The organism is Rhodococcoides fascians NBRC 12155 = LMG 3623 (genome assembly GCF_001894785.1).
Taxonomy (GTDB): Bacteria; Actinomycetota; Actinomycetes; order Mycobacteriales; family Mycobacteriaceae; genus Rhodococcoides; species Rhodococcoides fascians.
Genome location: NZ_BCWW01000001.1, coordinates 783,010 through 799,900, shown reverse-complemented (window position 1 = coordinate 799,900; position 16,891 = coordinate 783,010). Strand labels below are relative to the sequence as shown.

The following is a 16,891-nucleotide window of genomic DNA, read 5'->3' as shown; positions in this document are numbered from 1 at the left end:
GCAAGTGGACGACGTCCTGGCACGGGCCGGCATCTTCCAAGGAGTCGAACCCTCTGCGGTTGCGGCACTGACGAAGCAGCTGCAGCCTGTCGATTTCCCCCGGGGACACGTGGTGTTCAACGAGGGTGAGCCCGGAGACCGGCTCTACATCATCGTTTCCGGCAAGATCAAGCTCGGGCGACGCTCCCCCGACGGCCGCGAGAACTTGCTGACGATCATGGGACCGTCGGACATGTTCGGCGAGCTCTCCATCTTCGACCCCGGCCCTCGCACGTCCTCGGCCACCACGGTCACCGAGGTGCGCGCGGTCAGCATGGACCGCGCGGCTCTCAAGGACTGGATCGATCAGCGCCCCGAGATCGCCGAGCAGCTGCTGCGCGTCCTGGCTCGCCGGTTGCGTCGCACCAACAACAACCTGGCCGACCTCATCTTCACCGACGTCCCCGGACGCGTGGCCAAGGCGCTGCTTCAGCTTGCCCAGCGCTTCGGCACCCAGGAAGCGGGATCGCTGCGCGTCACCCACGACCTGACGCAGGAAGAGATCGCTCAGCTCGTCGGAGCGTCGCGCGAGACCGTCAACAAGGCACTGGCCGACTTCGCACACCGCGGATGGCTGCGCCTCGAGGGCAAGTCCGTACTGATCTCGGACTCCGAGCGCCTGGCTCGCCGAGCTCGCTAGCTAGTTCTCCCTGAGGTAGGCCAGCTGCGTCTTGACCGACATCCGCGCAGCCGGCCACAACTTCTTGTCCACGTCCGAGTAGACGTGGCGCACCACCTGCATCGGTTTGGCGTCGTCTCCGATCTCGGCCAACGCCGCCCGCACCTGATCCAGCCGCTGCCGACGGTGAGCGCGATACAGTCGCGCCACCTCGGCGGTATCCGGAACATCGGCCCCGTGCCCCGGCAACACCGTCTTGCCCGCACCGGCGGCCTCGAGTCGATCGAGCGAATTCAGATAGTCCGCGAGCGAGCCGTCCTTCGGGTCGAGCACCGTGGTGCCGCGGCCGAGGATCGTATCTCCCGTCAGGACCGCGTCGTCGAGCACGAAGCTCACCGAATCCGCCGTGTGGCCGGGTGTGTGGAGCACCCGGATCCGTAGACCCGCCGCATCGATGACCTCGCCGTCGGCCAACCGCTCACCGCCGCCGTGCAGGAACTTCTCCCCCACCGCCCGCACCGGTGCCCCTGTCTTGCGGTGAAACCGCTTCAACCCCGCCGTGTGATCGGCATGGCGATGGGTCACCAGGGTCAGCACCACCGTGCCCGACGCGGCGACGGCGTCGAGATGGGCCTTGTCCTTCGGACCCGGGTCGACGACGATACATTCCTCGGAACCCGGTGCCCGCAGAATCCACGTGTTCGTTCCGTCGAGCGTCATCTTGCCCGGGTTCTCCGCGAGTAGAACCGACGCCGTGGGCGTCACGTGCCGGACCAGTCCGTAGGCGGGATGCGTCAAGTTCGAGTCGGCCATTGAAACACTGTAGGACGCCCACTGTTCTCGAGGTGGAACAGGACCGGTGACGACGACTAACGTCGACGCATATGAAGATCGGACTCGTCGGTGCCGGCCCCTGGGCTCGCAAGACTCAGGCCCCCTCGCTGCTCGCTCATCCGGGAGTGGACTTCACCGGAGTGTGGGCACGCAGACCGGACGCCGCGGCCGAGTTGGGTGCACCGGTCTGCGAGTCCTTCGACGCCCTGCTCGATGCCGTCGACGCGGTGGCGTTCGCGGTTCCACCGGCTGTGCAAGCCGGGTTCGCCCTCCGCGCCGCGCGAGCAGGCAAGCATGTGTTGCTGGACAAGCCCATTGCCGCCACCGTGGCAGAGGCCGAGGAACTGGCCGAGGCCGTCACCACCGCCGGAGTTCGTTCGATGGTGACTCTGACACTCCGATTCGCCCCGGAGACAAGGCAATTCCTCGCCTCGACAGCGGGCCGCCCCTGGGCAGCCGGCTCCGGAACCTGGTTCTCCGGCGCCACTCTCGGCGGGGCGTACTCGGAATCGCAGTGGCGACACGACGACGGGGCGATCCTCGACATCGGGCCACACGTCTTCGATCTCCTCGACGCGGCACTGGGAACCATTGCGCGCGTTGCCTACTCGCACCGCGACGTGGCGTCGGACAGTTGGACCGTTCTGCTCGAACACGAGGGCGGCGCGCGTAGCACCGTCCAATTGTCGCTGCGGACACCGGTCATGCCGTCGCTCATGCGGATCGAGCTGTCCGGACCCGCCGGGGTCGACACCTTCACCGACCGATCCACGTCGTCGACCGACTGCTACGCCGTACTGCTGGACGAGTTCCTCGAATCGGTGGAATCGGGTGTCGACCACGAATGCTCGGTGCACCGAGGACTGCACTTGCAGAGGGTGATTGATCGGGCGCGGGAGTGGGCACCCTGATCGTGTGACCACCATGGACGTCAAAGATGCGATGTTCCACTACACCTCGGCCCCGCATCGCTCGATGGACCAGTACACGACGTTCGTCTTCGACTCGGGGGACCACGAGCCACCGACGTTCGACGACGTCGTGGCCCACGTCGAGAGACGCGCTCGATTCGTTCCGAGACTGCAGATTCGCATCGGCGATGCGGTGGGTCTGTTGGAGTACCCCCGATGGATCAGGGACCCGACGCCGCCTCGTGACCACGTGGTCGACCACGATCTCTCCGACGGTCGTCACACACTGAATTCGTTTCTGGCCGAACGCGCGTGCGTTCCGGTCGATGCGACGACGCGGGCATGGACCGTGCACGTCGGCCGGGGCCTGTCGGGCGTCGACGGTATCCGCGGTGCGGCCACCGTCGTGATCGTTCAGGTCAGCCACGCATTGTCCGACGGGTCGGTCGGTACCCGCATCGTTCGAGCTCTCTTCGGACCGGACGAGCCGACCGACAACGTCACGTTCCCCGACGACCCTGCCGTCTCTCGTCCACGTCGCGTGCGAGATGCGGTCGTTGCGACGGCGCTCCTGCCCTACCGCTGGGCGCGGTCGCAGCGGCGGATGGGGCGGGCACAGCAGACGTATCTCGACGCAGTGCGGACCGGGGAGCTGGTTGCCCCCGCACCGGTCGAACCCACGCGCGTCAACGCCCATCCCGACGAAACGAGAGCGGTGCACGTCCTGCAGTTCCCGAAGTCGCAGTGGACGGGCGGGCCGGCCACCGTCACGGCTACCGCACTCACCGCCGTCGGAGCGGCGTTGTCGACGTATCTCGCGGCGCACGGAGAGAGGGTCGGCACCCGCATCCGCGCCACAGTGCCCACCGCGATCGAGACGTCGGCGGCCTGGCCTGCCGTCAACCGAACCGTCCCGGCTGCCGTCGATCTGCATCCCGAGCTCACCGACGTGCCCGACCGAGCATCGGCAGTGGCGCACGCGCTCAACCTGCAGCGTGAACGCGTGAACGATCGCCGCCACATCGACGCCACCCGGTCGGCCGAGCTCTACCCCGCCGCTCTACTGCTCGGCTTCGGTCGCCGCGCTCGGCTCGTCGCGCCTCGCAGCGGTACGCCCGAGCGTGTCACCAGCCATACCGTGGTGACGAGCGTCAATCGAACCGGTCTGGACCTCGAGTTGGGGTCGAGCCGGGCAACCCTGTGCGCGGGGGTCGCATCGCTGAGCCCGGGCTGCAGCATCACCCACGCCGTGTACGGATACGGGGACGTCGTCACCGTCTGTGTGACGGCCTGCCCGACGACGGTCCCCGATCACGCCGTGTATGCCGACCTGCTGCGTTCCGCAGTCGACGAGACCTGCGGTGCACTTCATGGGACGTCGACTACTGCAGTTCGACGATGAGCTCCACTTCCACCGACGCACCGAGCGGAAGTTCGGCGACACCCACGGCCGAGCGGGCGTGCTTGCCTGCGTCACCGAAAATCTCGCCGATGACGTTCGAGGCTCCGTTGACGACACCGGGCTGACCGGTGAAGCCCTCCGCGGAAGCGACGAAGCCGACGGCCTTGATCACGCGTGCGACCGAATCGATACCGACCAGCGCATGCACCGCGGCCAGCGCGTTCAACGCACAGATCCGCGCAGCTGCCGTGGCGTCCTCGGCCGACACGTCGGCACCCACCTTGCCCACGGACGTCAGGTTTCCGTCCACGATCGGCAGTTGACCGGAGGTGTAGACGAGCGAACCCACCTGTACGGCGGGGACGTACGCGGCCAGCGGCGGAACGACGTCGGGCAGCTCGATGCCCAGCTCGGAGAGGCGTTCGCTCCAGTTCGCCACGGCGTCAGCCCTTCGGACGCTTGAAGTACGCGACCAGTGTGTCGCCGCCGTTCGGTCCCGCCATGATCGTCACGAGCTCCCAGCCCTCGGAGCCGTAGTTGTCGAGAATCTGCTTGGTGGCGTGAATCAGCACCGGTGCGGTGAAGTACTCCCAGATGATCTTTTCGCTCATGACTCGAAGCCTATCGCCCACCGGAGTACGAGGGGTGCGTCACTGCGATCGGGTGATTCTCGGTTCTGTCGGACGACCGGCATCGCGTCTCTATATGGTCGAGGCGTGGGTACATCGAAGCAAGAGGGATGGCCGGCGAAGGCGGATGCCGCGCGGCTGCATTTCGTGTCCGGCAAGGGCGGTACCGGTAAGTCGACGGTCGCTGCCGCGCTGGCGTTGGCGCTGGCCGCGGGTGGCCGGCGAGTGTTGTTGGTGGAGGTCGAGGGCAGGCAGGGCATCGCGCAGCTGTTCGACGTGCCGCAGCTCCCGCCGGTGGAGACCCGCGTCGCCTCGGCGGACGGCGGCGGCGAGGTCTACGCGCTGGCGATCGACATCGAGACCGCGTTCCTCGAGTATCTCGACATGTTCTACAACCTCGGTTTCGCCGGCCGCGCGATGCGCAAGATCGGTGCCATCGAGTTCGCGACGACCATCGCGCCCGGCCTGCGTGACGTACTGCTGACCGGAAAGGTCAAGGAGTGCGTGGTGCGCACCGACAAGAAGGGCAACCGCGCGTACGACGAGGTGGTCGTCGACTCGCCGCCCACCGGCCGCATCGGAAACTTCCTCGACGTCACCAAGGCCATGGCCGACCTGGCCAAGGGCGGCCCGGTCCGCTCGCAGAGCGAGGGCGTGGTGCGGTTGCTGCATTCGTCGGACACCGTCGTGCACCTGGTCACCCTGCTCGAAGCATTGCCGGTGCAGGAGACGGCAGATGCGGTACGCGAGCTCGAAGCAGCCGACCTCCGCCTGGGCACGGTGATCGTCAACCGCACCGAGCCGACGTACCTGCCTGCCGACTCCCTCGAACCCATCGCCGAGGGCGAGATCGATGCCGTCGCAATTCAGGAGGGTCTGGCCAAGACCGGAATCACGTTGTCCGAGGCCGACTTCGCCGGTCTCCTGACCGAATCGATCGAGCACGCGTCGACGCTGTCCGCTCAGGTGGAGAGCGCAACACAACTCGACGAACTCGACGTCGCACGCATGACGCTGCCGATGTTGGCCGACGGCGTCGACCTCGGCGGCTTGTACGAGCTCGCCGCCACGCTCGCAGAACAGGGTGTCCGATGACTCGACCAGCAGCAACCGAACTCGACGTCGACCGCATCCTCACCGACCCCGCGTCACGAATCGTCGTGGTCTGCGGCGCAGGCGGTGTCGGGAAGACCACCACCGCAGCGGCGATGGCTCTGCGTGCCGCCGAACAGGGCAGGCGTGTCGTCGTGCTGACCATCGATCCGGCTCGCCGGCTGGCCCAGGCCCTCGGGCTCGGCGACCTCGACAACAGCCCGCAGCCGGTGAAATTGGGTGCCGACGCCAAGGGCGAACTGCACGCGATGATGCTGAACATGCGGCGCACGTTCGACGAGATGGTCATCGAACATTCGACGCCGGAAAAGGCGGCGCAGGTTCTGGCCAACCCGTTCTATCAGACTGTGGCGTCGTCCTTTTCGGGCACGCAGGAGTACATGGCGATGGAGAAGCTGGGGCAGCTGTCCCTCGACGCGTCGTGGGATCTGATCGTGGTGGACACTCCGCCGTCGCGCAACGCGTTGGATTTCCTCGACGCTCCGCAACGGCTCGGGTCGTTTCTCGACGGTCGTTTCATCCGGCTGTTGACCGCTCCCGGACGAGGAATCACCCGCGTCGTCACCAGCGCGATGAGCCTGGCGATGCGCGGCGTCTCGACCGTCATCGGCAGCCAAATGCTGTCCGACGCTTCGGCTTTCGTGCAATCGCTGGATTCGATGTTCGGCGGGTTCCGCGAACGCGCTACGCGCACATACCAATTGCTCCGCGAGGACGGCACCAGTTTCCTCGTCGTCGCTGCCGCCGAGCCCGACGCATTGCGCGAGGCCGCGTTCTTCGTCGAGCGACTCTCCGCCGAGAACATGCCGCTGGCCGGACTGGTGGTAAATCGGACGCATCCGACGTTGTCGTCGGTGCAGGCCGATCACGCGGCCACTGCCGCCGATCTCCTGGACAGAATCGACGACCCCGGTGCCGAACTGACTGCTGCGGTGCTGCGTATCCACGCTCAACGCGCGGTGACGGCGGCGCGCGAGGTGCGGTTGCTCAAACGCTTCACCGGCGCGCACCCCCGCGTGCCCATCGTCGGTGTTCCGTCCCTGCCGTTCGAGGTCTCCGACCTCGCCGCACTACGCGCGGTGGCCGACCAGCTGACCCGCAGAGGCTGATCGGCCGTTTCGGCAGGCGGTCAGATCGCCGCCTGCTGCTGACGCTGGGTCTCGAAGAATTCGGACCACGAGTCGACCTCGGGGTGCTGCTTGAGCAGTGCCCTGCGCTGACGCTCGGTCATGCCACCCCACACACCGAACTCGACGCGATTGTCGAGGGCATCCGCACCGCACTGCATCAGAACCGGGCAGTGCCGGCAAATGGTCGCGGCCTTGCGCTGCGCTGCACCCCGGACGAACAGCTGGTCCGGATCCGTGCCCTTGCACCGAGCGTGTGACACCCAAGCGATACGTGCTTCTGCTTCCTCTACATCGAGTCGCGTCGGCGCGGTTGTCGTGTGCATGGCGGATCCCCTTTACGTCTCGGTCGCCCTCACTGGGCGTCCTGGAGGCTCCGAGCAGTTTGTACCTCGGTGTCGAAGCACAAATTCTAGGAGCTGCCCCACATTCATTATCAAGTGTTATGCGAATCACACTGTGCTCATAATTTAGGTAAACCCGGCCCCGAATGCAAGACGGTGAGGTCACATTTCTGGTACGGGCGTCCCGAGCAGGGGCGCAGCGCACAACGCATGCGGGGCACTGCCGATCCGAACGAGGCACACGTACGCTGTGCTCTGTGTCAGTTGGAAAAACCGTGGCGAAGCTCGCCGGATGTTCAGCACTCGCCGGTGCATTGCTCGCCGGCGTGATGTTCCCCTTGGCCGGCGGGTTCGGGTTCGCGTCCAACCGCGCCGCCGATACCGTCGACAACGTCTCGGCCGAGTTGGTCGAGGGTGCCGTACCTGCTGTTTCGACGATGACCGACGTCAACGGCAACCCGATCGCGTGGCTGTACGAACAGCGCCGCTTCGAGGTACCGAGCGACAAGATCTCCAACGAGATGAAGCTGGCCATCGTCTCCATCGAGGACCGGCGCTTCGCGGAGCACCAGGGCGTCGACTGGCAGGGCACGCTGCGCGCGTTCCTGACCAACACCACCAGCGGCCAGGTCCAGCAGGGTGCATCGACCATCGACCAGCAGTACGTGAAGAACTACCAGCTGCTGGTCGTGGCGAAGACCGACGCCGAGCGACGCGCCGCCATCGAAACGACGCCCGCCCGCAAGATCCGCGAGATCCGGATGGCGTTGACCCTCGACAAGGAACTGACCAAGGACGAGATCCTCACCCGCTACCTCAACCTGGTGCCGTTCGGTAATGCCTCGTTCGGCATCCAGGACGCGGCTCAGACGTACTTCGGCATCGATGCCAGCCAGCTCAGCGCCGTCCAGGCCGCGATGCTCGCCGGCATGGTCCAGTCCAGCTCCGCCCTCAACCCGTACACCAACGAAGAGGGTGTGATCGAGCGCAGGAACACCGTGCTCGACACGATGATCCAGAACCTCCCCGAGCGTGCGGCCGAGCTCACCGCACTCAAGGCCGAGCCCCTCGGCGTGCTACCGGTCCCCCAGACCCTGCCCCGCGGCTGTATCGCGGCAGGAGACCGAGGATTCTTCTGCGACTACGCGTTGCAGTACCTCGCTCAGGCCGGAATCAGCCAGGAGCAGATCGACAAGGGCGGGTATCTCATCCGCACGACGCTCGACCCCGCGGTCCAGAACTCCACCAAGTCCGCCCTGGTCAGCAACACCAGCCCCTCGCTCGACGGCGTGGCGACGGTGATGAACGTCGTCGCCCCGGGCCAGGACCAGCACCGCGTCCTGGCGATGGGCAGCAGCCGCACCTACGGCCTCAACGCCGACGCCGACGAGACCGTGCAGCCGCAACCGCACTCCCTCGTGGGTAACGGAGCCGGCTCCATTTTCAAGATCTTCACCACGGCCGCCGCCATGGAACGCGGACTGGGCACCAGCGCAACGCTGCAGGTCCCCAAGCGCGTGGAGGTCAAGGGCGTCGGCGACGGTGGTGCTCGTAACTGCCCGGCCTCCACCTACTGCGTGGAAAACGCGGGCAACTACCCACCCGCGCTGTCCATAACCGACGCGCTGGCTCAGTCCCCCAACACGGCCTTCGTCAAGCTGATCGAGTCCGTCGGCGTCACGCCGACGGTCGACATGGCCGTCCGTCTCGGCCTGCGCTCGTACACGGACCCGGGTTCCTCGGGTGCCGAGCAGTCGATGGCCGATTTCCAGAAGAGTCAGAACCTCGGCTCGTTCACCCTCGGACCCACCTGGGTGAACCCGCTGGAGCTGTCCAACGTGGCCGCGACCTTGGCTTCCGGTGGCAAATGGTGCCCGCCGACCCCGATCGACTCGATCTTCGACCGCGACGGCAAGCCCGTCCCCGTCGCTCACCAGGCCTGCGAGCAGGTCGTCGAACCCGGTCTGGCGAACACCCTCGCCAACGCTATGAGCAAGGACGACCAGGCAGGTGGCACGTCCGCGTCCGCCGCTGCCTCGGCCGGCTGGAACCTGCCGATGTCCGGCAAGACCGGTACCACCGAGTCGAACCGATCCTCGGGCTTCCTCGGGTTCACCAACAATTACGCCGCCGCCGTGTACACCTACGGCGACTCACCGACGCCCAGCGAGATCTGCTCGTTCCCGCTTCGGCCCTGCGGTTCGGGAAACCTGTACGGCGGTAACGAACCCGCGAGAACCTGGTTCGACGCGATGAGCCCGATCGCCACCAACTACGGGCCCGTCCAACTTCCACCGGTCGATCAGAAGTACGTCCGCGGTTCGGCCAACGGACAGGTACCCGACGTCACCGGCCAGAGCCAGTCGTCCGCGACGTCCACGCTGCAGGGTGCGGGCTTCCAGGTGACAGCGGTGACGACGGCCGATCAGGCTGCGCGCGGAACCGTGGTGTCGACGTCACCGTCGGGCAGTGCGGTTCCCGGATCGAACATCACGATCTACGTCAGTGACGGATCGGTTCGCCCGGCACCGGCTCCGGCCCCTGCCCTGCCGCCGGGTATCCAGATACCGGACCTGCCGCCGGGTATCCAGATACCGGCGATCCCCGGGCTCACCGCTCCTCGCTAGTGCCTGCGGCAGTGGTGTGGTTACGGCCCTCCTGGGGCACATAACCGCACCACTGCGCGGAGCGCACTACAGGCGGTCTTTGACGGCCTTCGACAGGCGGGATCCATCGGCCTTACCGGCAGCGAGTCCCGACGCGATCTTCATGACCTGGCCCATCTGCTTCATGGCCGGTCGCTCGCCCAATACTTCGGCGACCTGGGCGATGGCGGTATCGACGATGGTGGCCAGTTCCTCGTCGGTCAGCGGAGTGGGCAGATACTCGTTGATGATCTGCGCCTCGGCGTGCTCGTTGGCGGCGAGTTCGCCGCGGCCGTTCTGCGTGTAGATCTCGGCCGATTCGCCGCGCTTCTTCGATTCCTTTGCCAGCACCTTCAGGACGTCGTCGTCGGTCAGTTCGTGGGCCTCCTTGCCGGAGACCTCCTCGGTCTGAATGGCGGCGAGGATCATGCGCAGCGTTGCCAGCCGGAGCTTGTCCTTCGCTTTCATCGCTGTGGTCAGGTCGGTTCGGATACGGGCCTTGAGTTCGGACATGGCAGAAACGCTACGCGGCCCAGCCGTCGGCTCGCGCGTCCATATCGGCTTGCTGCCGTATCGTGGACTGGGTGGCCGTTCACTTCAGTTCCTCGTTACTGCCAACCTCGGCGCAACTGCGCAGCGCTTCCACGCAACTGCGGTCGGTTGCCGAGCACACGCGCGACGTCGTCAGAGCGGCACCGCTCAAGAGCTCGGTGATCGGGACGGCGGGTGCTGCGGCCTTGGGCATCGGCTACGCCACCCTCGTCGAGCGCAACGCGTTCACGCTCCGTGAGACGTCGATGGCGGTGCTCGAACCCGGCTCCGCGACGCTGCGAGTACTGCACATCAGCGACCTGCACATGATGCCGGGCCAGCGGATGAAGCAGAACTGGCTCCGCGAACTGGACCGCCTCGAACCCGACCTCGTGGTCAACACCGGCGACAATCTGTCGCACCAACGCGCCGTTCCCAGCGTCGTGCAGGCTCTCGGGCCGCTGCTGTCGCGTCCAGGGCTGTTCGTGTTCGGCAGCAACGACTACTTCGCACCCAAGCCGAAGAACCCCTTCAGGTACTTCGACAAGAACCACAAGCGCACGACGGGCGAGTCGCTGCCGTGGCGTGATCTGCGGGCTGCGTTCTCCGAACGCGGTTGGCTCGACGTGACGCATGTCCGCCGCGAACTCGAGGTCGCCGGAGTCCGGATCGCATCGGCGGGCGTCGACGATCCGCACCTGAAGCGCGATCGCTACGACACCATCGCGGGCCAGCCGAACCCGTTGGCGGATTTGCGCCTCGGCATTACCCACTCCCCCGAGCCCCGGGTGTTGGACAAGTTCGCGCAGGACGGTTACGACCTCGTCCTCGCCGGGCACACCCACGGCGGCCAGCTGTGCCTGCCGTTCTACGGTGCGCTGGTGACGAACTGCGAGATCGATCGCTCCCGGGTCAAGGGTCCGTCCAAGTGGGGTGCGCACACGCAGCTCCACGTGTCGGCCGGTCTCGGGACATCGCCGTACGCGCCTGCCCGCTTCTGCTGCCGCCCCGAAGCAACCCTGATCACGCTCACTCCTGCCCCCAGAAAGGGCCCGAAGGACGTCTCCGACGAGGGCGTTTCGCGTTCTGAGGCAGTCGTGAGTTAGACTTCTCCAGCGGTACACGGGGTGTGGCGCAGCTTGGTAGCGCGCTTCGTTCGGGACGAAGAGGTCGTGGGTTCGAATCCCGCCACCCCGACAGTTGGACCACGAAAAGGGACCCACTCGATTCAGTCGAGCGGGTCCCTTTTCTTTGCCTGATCGGCGCTACTGTGAGGCATGCCGACCCCCACCCGCGTTCATGTCACCCATCGGTTCGCTTCGTCTCCCGACGTCGTCTTCGCGGCGCTGTCCGAACACGAGAACCTCGGCCCGTTGTTCCTGGCCAAGATCCGCCGGGTGCGCGATGGAGACACCTCACGCAACGGCGTCGGATCGGCTCGTAGCCTGAAGCTGGGGCCACTCCCCGCGTTCGAGGAGACCACAACCGTCTCCGAGCCGAACACCCTCATCGAGTACCGCATCACCAAAGGTGGCCCGCTACGCGGTCATTGGGGTGTGCAGAAGCTGACCCCCACCACTGACGGCGGTACCGAACTCGACTACACAATCGGATTCGACGCCCCGATCCCCGGTCTCGCCGCGATCGTCGGCAAGGCGTTGACGTCGAGCATCTCGAAGAACCTGCCGCGCTTGGCTCGGTAGCACTGCCGCACAACGACAAGACCCCGATCGATGGTCTCGATCGGGGTCTTCTCGTGTGTGCTCAGCTGGACGCAGCGCGCAGCTTCTCCAACAGCGGGCCGGCCGCCTCGGCCAGGAAGCGCTCCTGAGTTTCGTCGCCCACCTGGACCAGCGCGATGTCGGTGTAACCGGCCTCCCAGTACGGCTTCACGGCCTCGACGATGGCGTCCAGGTCCGGTCCACACGGGATCGTGTCGGCCACATCCTCTTTCCTGACGAACTTCGTCGCACCGGCGAAACCGGCCGTCGTCGGCAGATCCGCGTTGACGGCCCAGCCGCCGGCGAACCAGCGGAAGCGGTCGTGTGCGCGATCGATGGCGGCATCCTTGTCGGGATCCCACGAAATGGGGATCTGGCCGATGGAGCGCGCCGGGCCCTCGTGGTTGTCCGACCACGCCTTGACGAGATCCGCATCCGGCTCGGTGGCGATGAGGTGATCGCCGTACTCGGTGAACCTCGCCACGGCCTTCTCGCCGCCGGCTGCGATGCCGATCGGGACGCCGCCCTCGGGCAGGTCCCAGATCCGAGCCGAGTCGACGCGAAAGTGCTTGCCCTCGTAGGTGACCAGGCCACCGGCGTGCAGTGCGCGGATGATCTCGAGTGCCTCGACGAACATGTCCTGTCGCTTGTCGATGGACGGCCAGCCTTCACCCACGACGTGCTCGTTGAGGTTCTCGCCGCTGCCGAGGCCGAGGGTGAAACGTCCGTCGGCCAGGATCTGCAATGTCGCCGCCTTCTGGGCGACGACGGCCGGGTGGTACCGGATGATCGGGCACGTCACGTACGTCATCAACTCGACGCGCTCGGTGGCCTGCGCGACCGCACCCAAAGTGGTCCACGCGTAAGGAGAGTGGCCCATGGACGAGAGCCACGGCGAGTAGTGGTCACTGCTGACCTCGAAGTCGAAGCCGACCTTCTCGGCTCCGACGGCGTACTTCACCAGCTCTTTGGGACCGCTCTGCTCGGTCATCAACGTGTATCCGAAATTGGTCATGCTGTTCTCCTAAATTGTTGCGACGGAACCGGCGTCGACTCGGTAGTTGGATCCGTTGACGAAGGACGCGCGGTCCGAGCACAGGAACGTGATCACCGAGGCCACTTCCTCGGGTTCGCCGCGGCGTCCCAGTTCCATGTACGGGCGCTCCTCGTCGAGGAAGCTCTCGATGGCACCGTCTCTGTCGGTGCCCTTCTCTTCGGCTCGCTTGTCCATCATCGCGTCGGTCATCGGGGTGTGAATGAATGCCGGGGAGACCGCGTTGACCAGCAGGCCCTCCGACGCATAGCTGCGCGAAAGCCCCTTGGCCAGAGCCAGAACTCCGGCTTTGGCCGAGCAGTAGGGCAATTCGTCGTCGTACGGCTGCACGGCGTCCTCGGACGTCAACAGCACGATGCGCCCCCATCCACCGCGCCGGAGGGCGGGGAGAAACGCGCGCAGTAGGCGGACCGGGCCCATGAGGTCGATGTCGAGGGTGGAGCGCCACCCTTCCTCGTCGATCTCGTGGAACAGCCCCTGAGCGCCGGTGACGCCGGAGGACTGCACCAGAATGTCGATGTCGCCCACGGCCTGCTGCGTGCGCACTGCCAGGTTCTCGACGGCCTCGGTGTCGGTCACGTCCGCGGCGAACGCGAACAGCTGTCCTTCCGCTGCACCGAGTTTCGCGGCGGCTTCGTCCAGCGAACTCTGGTCCTTGTCGCTGACGACCACACGGACGCCCTCGGCCAGCAGCAGCTTCGCAGTGTGCCACCCGATGCCGGAGTCGGCTCCGGTCACCAGTGCGGCTCTACCGTCGATTCCCAAATCCATTCGATCCCACTTTGCGCTAGAGGTCGGTTGTCAGGCTGTGGCGTCGTGCGAACGCGCGATGGTCAACGCCGCATTCACCAGGGCCAGGTGGCTCAAGCCCTGCGGGAAGTTACCCAGAAACGACCCATCCGAAGCATCGATCATCTCGCTGTACAGCCCGACGTCGTTGGACATTTCCACCAACTGGTCCATCAGGGCCGTGGCCTCGTCGTCTCGGCCGACGCACGACAGCGCCGACACTCGCCAAAACGCGCAGGCCACGAACGTGACCTCTTCCTCGGCCACTCCGCTGTAGCGGTACATCAACGGCCCGGCACCGAGCTCCTCGCCGAGCGCATCGATCGTGGCCGAAATACGTTCTCCGCGATCGAAATTCATCTCCGCTGCCAACAGCACCGACGCGTCGAGCCCGTCGGCTCCCGGGTACGCGAGGTATGTCTGCCGCTCCTCGGACCAGCACTCGGTTTCGATGTACCGCCGTATGCACTCCTTCTCGGCTTTCCACCGATCCGGTATGCCCGGGATCTCCCCGGCTTCGGCCAGGTGCACCGCGCAGTCCAGTGCCTGCCAGCACCCCAGCTTCGAGCTCGTGTAGTGCTGCTCCACCTCGAGCTCCCAGATACCGGCATCCTTGCGCTGCCACGAGTCGCAGGCCTCGTCCGCGATGGTCGCCAACAGCCGACCGGTTTGCGCGTCGAGAATGTTGCCCGCGTCCACGTACTGCCGAATGATCGAGAACAGGTCTCCGAAGATCATCAGCTGGAGTTGGTCCGCCGCGGCGTTGCCGTTGACCACCGGTCCGATGCCGCGCCAGCCGGGCACGTCGGGCTGCTCTGTGCCGCCCGGCAATTCGCCGCCGAGGGTGTAGAACACGTTCACCAACGGATCGTTGACTCGAATGACCTTCAACAGCCACGCGACCGCCGCATGGATTTCCTCACGCAGACCGAACCGTTGCAGCGCCCGAATGGTGTACGCGGCGTCGCGAACCCAGGCGTAGCGGTAGTCCCAGTTCTTGCCACCGGTGCGATTCTCGGGCAGTGACGTGGTCGCTGCCGCCGCGATAGCACCGGATGGGCTATGCAGCAACAGCTTCAACGCCAACGCGCTGCGAGCGACGTGCTTCGCCCACGGGCCCTCGTACGAGAACTCGTCCGACCAGACGCGCCAATTGTCGATGGTCCGGTCGATGCCCTCGTCGAGGTGTTGAGGATCCGGCAGAGGCAGTGGCTCGTTCTCGGTTCCGACCACACCGATGACGTGACGCGAACCCGAGCGCGTGGTGAAGATGCCGCTGATGTCGCGATCCGCGAGCTGCACGTCTTCGATCCCCAAAGTCCGGACTGCCAGCGTCAATCCGTCGACGCGCAGGACGGTTCCGTGCTCGGTGTCGTACGCCCACGGCGACGCGATACCGAGCATCGTCCCCGGTGCGACGGACCACGTCATGTCCACTGTTCCGTCCAGTCCGTCGATGCGGCGCGCCAACTCCACCCACGGCAATCGCCCGGCCACACCTGTGTTGAGCGAGTCGGTGATTCGGACCGTACCGCCGTCGGTGCGGAACGTGGTGGTCAGAACGTTTGTGCCGGGCACGAATTCGCGCTCGACGGTGAACTCGCCTCTGGGCGTCAGTTCGATGTACCCACCGTGCGGGGCGTCGAGCAGCGAGGCGAACGGCGGTGGCGAATCGAGATTCGGTACCGGGAACCAATCGATGCGGCCGTCGTCGGCGATCATCGCGACGGTCCGGCCGTCACCGATCGCGCCGTAACTTTCGATGGGGACGTACCCGTCGACCCTCGGACAAGGCTTTCGGAAGTTGCTCAAGCACTTGCCTTGCCGGCAAGGATCGGGCTCTCGGCGAGGTGTTCCAGCAGATCGGCCGGGTCGTCGAACACTGCCACCGCACCCGCGTCGAGCAGCTCTGCGCGTGAGATACCGCCGCTCAGCACGCCGATGGCCCGCACCCCTGCCCGGCCCGCGGATTCGATGTCCCACACGCTGTCTCCCACCATGATCGCGTGTTCGGCGTCGACGCCGGCGCGCTCGAGCGCAACACCGATGATGTCGGGCTCCGGCTTTGCCACCTCGGCGTCCTCGCCGGATGTCACCACCGCTACCGAATCCTCGACCTCGAGCAGATCACGCAACGTCGACAGCTCGGACTCCGGAGCGGACGTCGCGAGCACCACGGTGACCTCGCGAGTGTTCAGCTCTGCCAACAGCTCCCGTGCACCCGGCAGAATTTCCAAGGTCTGCGACGCGGCCGCGTAGTACTCCCCGTGCAGGGTTTTCGCTTCCTGCGCGAGCGCGCTGTCGGACGAACCGACCAACGCCTCCAGCAACTTCGACCCGTCCATCCCGATACTGCGATGAATGCGCCACGACGACACCTCGTGCCCGGCATCGCGGAACGCGCGGGACCACGCGTCGACATGGACGTAATTGGAATCGACGAGCGTGCCGTCGATATCGAACAACACCGCGTCGACCTTCGGAGCACTTTCAGACATGGGCGTACGAATACCCATGGGCTGTACACGCAAACAAAACGGGCCCCTCACCACCGGTGAGGGGCCCGCATCGAATTCAGGTTTCAGCTGGCCTGGGCCTGCCACATCCAGTGCAGCTGCTCGAGCCGAGCAGTGATGGCGATGAGCAGGTCCTGCGTCACCGGGTCGGCTTCCGCGGTATCGGCGACGCGTCCACGCAGCCGGTCGACGACGGCAGCGATGTTGTCGACGATGGCCGGCACCACTTCGCTGTCCTGGGTCCACCCGGCACCGAAGCCCTTGGTTCCGGCCGTCGAGGAGACGGTGGCTGCCCGGCCGTCCGGGCTGACACCGATCGCGGTGGCGCGCTCGGCCGCCTGATCGGTGAATTCACGTGCAGCAGTGACCAGTTCGTCGAGCTCGAGGTGCACGGACCGGAAGTTCTTGCCGATCACGTTCCAGTGCGCCTGCTTCGCGATGAGCGAGAGATCGATCAGGTCGACGACGGTGCCCTGCAGAGCGTCGCCCGCGATCTTCTGCTGACCTGCGTCGAGGGTGCTGGTGATGGGGTTCGTCATGATGTGGCCTCCCTGCCGTTGTACGACGGTGTGCATCGCACGCCATTATTGTGCTTCCGTCTGTATTGCACAACGGCG

Annotated in this window: 18 protein-coding genes and 1 tRNA gene; 9 read left to right on the top strand and 10 right to left on the bottom strand. The window is 65.9% G+C overall.

Going from position 1 to position 16,891, the window contains the following annotated elements:
• Window positions 1-4 precede the first annotated feature (4 nt).
• Window positions 5-679: a Crp/Fnr family transcriptional regulator gene (locus RFA01S_RS04010; protein WP_027494494.1), complete on the top strand. Its 675-nt coding sequence runs from the start codon at window positions 5-7 to the stop codon at window positions 677-679.
• On the opposite strand, the gene RFA01S_RS04005 is transcribed toward RFA01S_RS04010, so the two are convergent.
• Entirely contained in the window at window positions 680-1,471 is a 792-nt protein-coding gene (locus RFA01S_RS04005; protein WP_032384056.1) for an MBL fold metallo-hydrolase, read from the bottom strand. It abuts the gene before it with no gap.
• Window positions 1,472-1,542: 71 nt separating this feature from the next.
• On the opposite strand from RFA01S_RS04005, the gene RFA01S_RS04000 reads away from it, so the two are divergent.
• Together RFA01S_RS04000 and RFA01S_RS03995 are read left to right on the top strand one after the other, a co-directional pair.
• On the top strand, window positions 1,543-2,403 hold the full coding sequence (locus RFA01S_RS04000) for a Gfo/Idh/MocA family protein (RefSeq protein ID WP_032406886.1): 861 nt from the start codon (window positions 1,543-1,545) through the stop codon (window positions 2,401-2,403).
• 13 nt (window positions 2,404-2,416) lie between these two features.
• Window positions 2,417-3,805: a wax ester/triacylglycerol synthase domain-containing protein gene (locus tag RFA01S_RS03995; RefSeq protein WP_230595225.1), complete on the top strand. Its 1,389-nt coding sequence runs from the start codon at window positions 2,417-2,419 to the stop codon at window positions 3,803-3,805.
• On the opposite strand, the gene RFA01S_RS03990 is transcribed toward RFA01S_RS03995, so the two are convergent.
• Window positions 3,786-4,244, bottom strand: coding sequence for a RidA family protein (locus RFA01S_RS03990; RefSeq protein ID WP_027494498.1), 459 nt, complete (start codon window positions 4,242-4,244; stop codon window positions 3,786-3,788). The genes RFA01S_RS03995 and RFA01S_RS03990 overlap by 20 nt on opposite strands.
• A 4-nt stretch (window positions 4,245-4,248) precedes the next feature.
• Window positions 4,249-4,416, bottom strand: a complete 168-nt coding sequence (gene sp36 / locus RFA01S_RS27390; RefSeq protein WP_072691993.1) for a Sp36 family protein — start codon at window positions 4,414-4,416, stop codon at window positions 4,249-4,251.
• A gap of 105 nt (window positions 4,417-4,521) precedes the next feature.
• Between sp36 and bagA the strand changes: the two genes are divergently transcribed.
• Entirely contained in the window at window positions 4,522-5,529 is a 1,008-nt protein-coding gene (bagA, locus tag RFA01S_RS03980; protein ID WP_027494499.1) for an ATPase BagA, read from the top strand.
• Entirely contained in the window at window positions 5,526-6,656 is a 1,131-nt protein-coding gene (gene bagB, locus RFA01S_RS03975) for an ATPase BagB (protein ID WP_027494500.1), read from the top strand. The genes bagA and bagB overlap by 4 nt, the downstream gene beginning before the upstream one ends.
• 20 nt (window positions 6,657-6,676) lie before the next feature.
• On the opposite strand, the gene RFA01S_RS03970 is transcribed toward bagB, so the two are convergent.
• Entirely contained in the window at window positions 6,677-7,000 is a 324-nt protein-coding gene (locus RFA01S_RS03970; RefSeq protein WP_008712729.1) for a WhiB family transcriptional regulator, read from the bottom strand.
• Between the two features lie 293 nt (window positions 7,001-7,293).
• Between RFA01S_RS03970 and RFA01S_RS03965 the strand changes: the two genes are divergently transcribed.
• Complete coding sequence (locus RFA01S_RS03965; protein ID WP_032373793.1) at window positions 7,294-9,645, top strand: penicillin-binding protein; 2,352 nt, start codon at window positions 7,294-7,296, stop codon at window positions 9,643-9,645.
• A gap of 66 nt (window positions 9,646-9,711) precedes the next feature.
• Here RFA01S_RS03965 and RFA01S_RS03960 read toward each other — a convergent pair whose 3' ends face one another.
• Entirely contained in the window at window positions 9,712-10,176 is a 465-nt protein-coding gene (locus tag RFA01S_RS03960; protein ID WP_032373792.1) for a GatB/YqeY domain-containing protein, read from the bottom strand.
• A gap of 197 nt (window positions 10,177-10,373) precedes the next feature.
• Between RFA01S_RS03960 and RFA01S_RS03955 the strand changes: the two genes are divergently transcribed.
• The 3 genes from RFA01S_RS03955 (at window position 10,374) to RFA01S_RS03945 (ending at window position 11,897) form a co-directional block, all read left to right on the top strand.
• A complete protein-coding gene (locus RFA01S_RS03955; RefSeq protein ID WP_231578232.1) occupies window positions 10,374-11,300 on the top strand; it encodes a metallophosphoesterase in 927 nt (308 codons plus the stop codon).
• A gap of 17 nt (window positions 11,301-11,317) precedes the next feature.
• Window positions 11,318-11,391, top strand: a tRNA-Pro gene (locus RFA01S_RS03950).
• Window positions 11,392-11,471: 80 nt separating this feature from the next.
• The gene (locus RFA01S_RS03945; RefSeq protein ID WP_027494505.1) at window positions 11,472-11,897 is read left to right on the top strand and encodes an SRPBCC family protein; all 426 of its coding nucleotides are present in this window, start codon (window positions 11,472-11,474) and stop codon (window positions 11,895-11,897) included.
• A gap of 61 nt (window positions 11,898-11,958) precedes the next feature.
• Here RFA01S_RS03945 and RFA01S_RS03940 read toward each other — a convergent pair whose 3' ends face one another.
• The 5 genes from RFA01S_RS03940 to RFA01S_RS03920 all read right to left on the bottom strand — a co-directional run bounded on the left by RFA01S_RS03940 (window position 11,959) and on the right by RFA01S_RS03920 (window position 16,813).
• Window positions 11,959-12,930, bottom strand: a complete 972-nt coding sequence (locus tag RFA01S_RS03940; RefSeq protein WP_032373790.1) for an LLM class F420-dependent oxidoreductase — start codon at window positions 12,928-12,930, stop codon at window positions 11,959-11,961.
• Window positions 12,931-12,939: 9 nt separating this feature from the next.
• A complete protein-coding gene (locus tag RFA01S_RS03935; RefSeq protein WP_027494507.1) occupies window positions 12,940-13,740 on the bottom strand; it encodes an SDR family NAD(P)-dependent oxidoreductase in 801 nt (266 codons plus the stop codon).
• A gap of 30 nt (window positions 13,741-13,770) precedes the next feature.
• Window positions 13,771-15,570 carry a glycoside hydrolase family 15 protein gene (locus RFA01S_RS03930; protein WP_032373789.1) on the bottom strand — a complete coding sequence of 600 codons (1,800 nt, stop codon included), beginning with the start codon at window positions 15,568-15,570 and terminating at the stop codon, window positions 13,771-13,773.
• Complete coding sequence (locus tag RFA01S_RS03925) at window positions 15,567-16,256, bottom strand: HAD family hydrolase (protein WP_032373788.1); 690 nt, start codon at window positions 16,254-16,256, stop codon at window positions 15,567-15,569. Before RFA01S_RS03925 ends, RFA01S_RS03930 begins: the two co-directional genes overlap by 4 nt.
• Before the next feature lie 83 nt (window positions 16,257-16,339).
• A complete protein-coding gene (locus RFA01S_RS03920; RefSeq protein ID WP_027494510.1) occupies window positions 16,340-16,813 on the bottom strand; it encodes a Dps family protein in 474 nt (157 codons plus the stop codon).
• Between the last annotated feature and the right edge of the window lie 78 nt (window positions 16,814-16,891).

Excerpts from the sequence above, each read along its gene's own strand:
- sp36 (WP_072691993.1), bottom strand. The coding sequence starts at position 4,416 with ATGAGCGAAAAGATCATCTGGGAGTACTTCACCGCACCGGTGCTGATT.
- RFA01S_RS03970 (WP_008712729.1), bottom strand. The coding sequence starts at position 7,000 with ATGCACACGACAACCGCGCCGACGCGACTCGATGTAGAGGAAGCAGAA.
- RFA01S_RS03960 (WP_032373792.1), bottom strand. The coding sequence starts at position 10,176 with ATGTCCGAACTCAAGGCCCGTATCCGAACCGACCTGACCACAGCGATG.
- RFA01S_RS03995 (WP_230595225.1), top strand. The coding sequence starts at position 2,417 with ATGGACGTCAAAGATGCGATGTTCCACTACACCTCGGCCCCGCATCGC.
- bagB (WP_027494500.1), top strand. The coding sequence starts at position 5,526 with ATGACTCGACCAGCAGCAACCGAACTCGACGTCGACCGCATCCTCACC.
- RFA01S_RS03945 (WP_027494505.1), top strand. The coding sequence starts at position 11,472 with ATGCCGACCCCCACCCGCGTTCATGTCACCCATCGGTTCGCTTCGTCT.
- RFA01S_RS03935 (WP_027494507.1), bottom strand. The coding sequence starts at position 13,740 with ATGGATTTGGGAATCGACGGTAGAGCCGCACTGGTGACCGGAGCCGAC.
- RFA01S_RS03925 (WP_032373788.1), bottom strand. The coding sequence starts at position 16,256 with ATGTCTGAAAGTGCTCCGAAGGTCGACGCGGTGTTGTTCGATATCGAC.
- RFA01S_RS03940 (WP_032373790.1), bottom strand. The coding sequence starts at position 12,930 with ATGACCAATTTCGGATACACGTTGATGACCGAGCAGAGCGGTCCCAAA.
- RFA01S_RS04005 (WP_032384056.1), bottom strand. The coding sequence starts at position 1,471 with ATGGCCGACTCGAACTTGACGCATCCCGCCTACGGACTGGTCCGGCAC.
- RFA01S_RS04000 (WP_032406886.1), top strand. The coding sequence starts at position 1,543 with ATGAAGATCGGACTCGTCGGTGCCGGCCCCTGGGCTCGCAAGACTCAG.
- RFA01S_RS03920 (WP_027494510.1), bottom strand. The coding sequence starts at position 16,813 with ATGACGAACCCCATCACCAGCACCCTCGACGCAGGTCAGCAGAAGATC.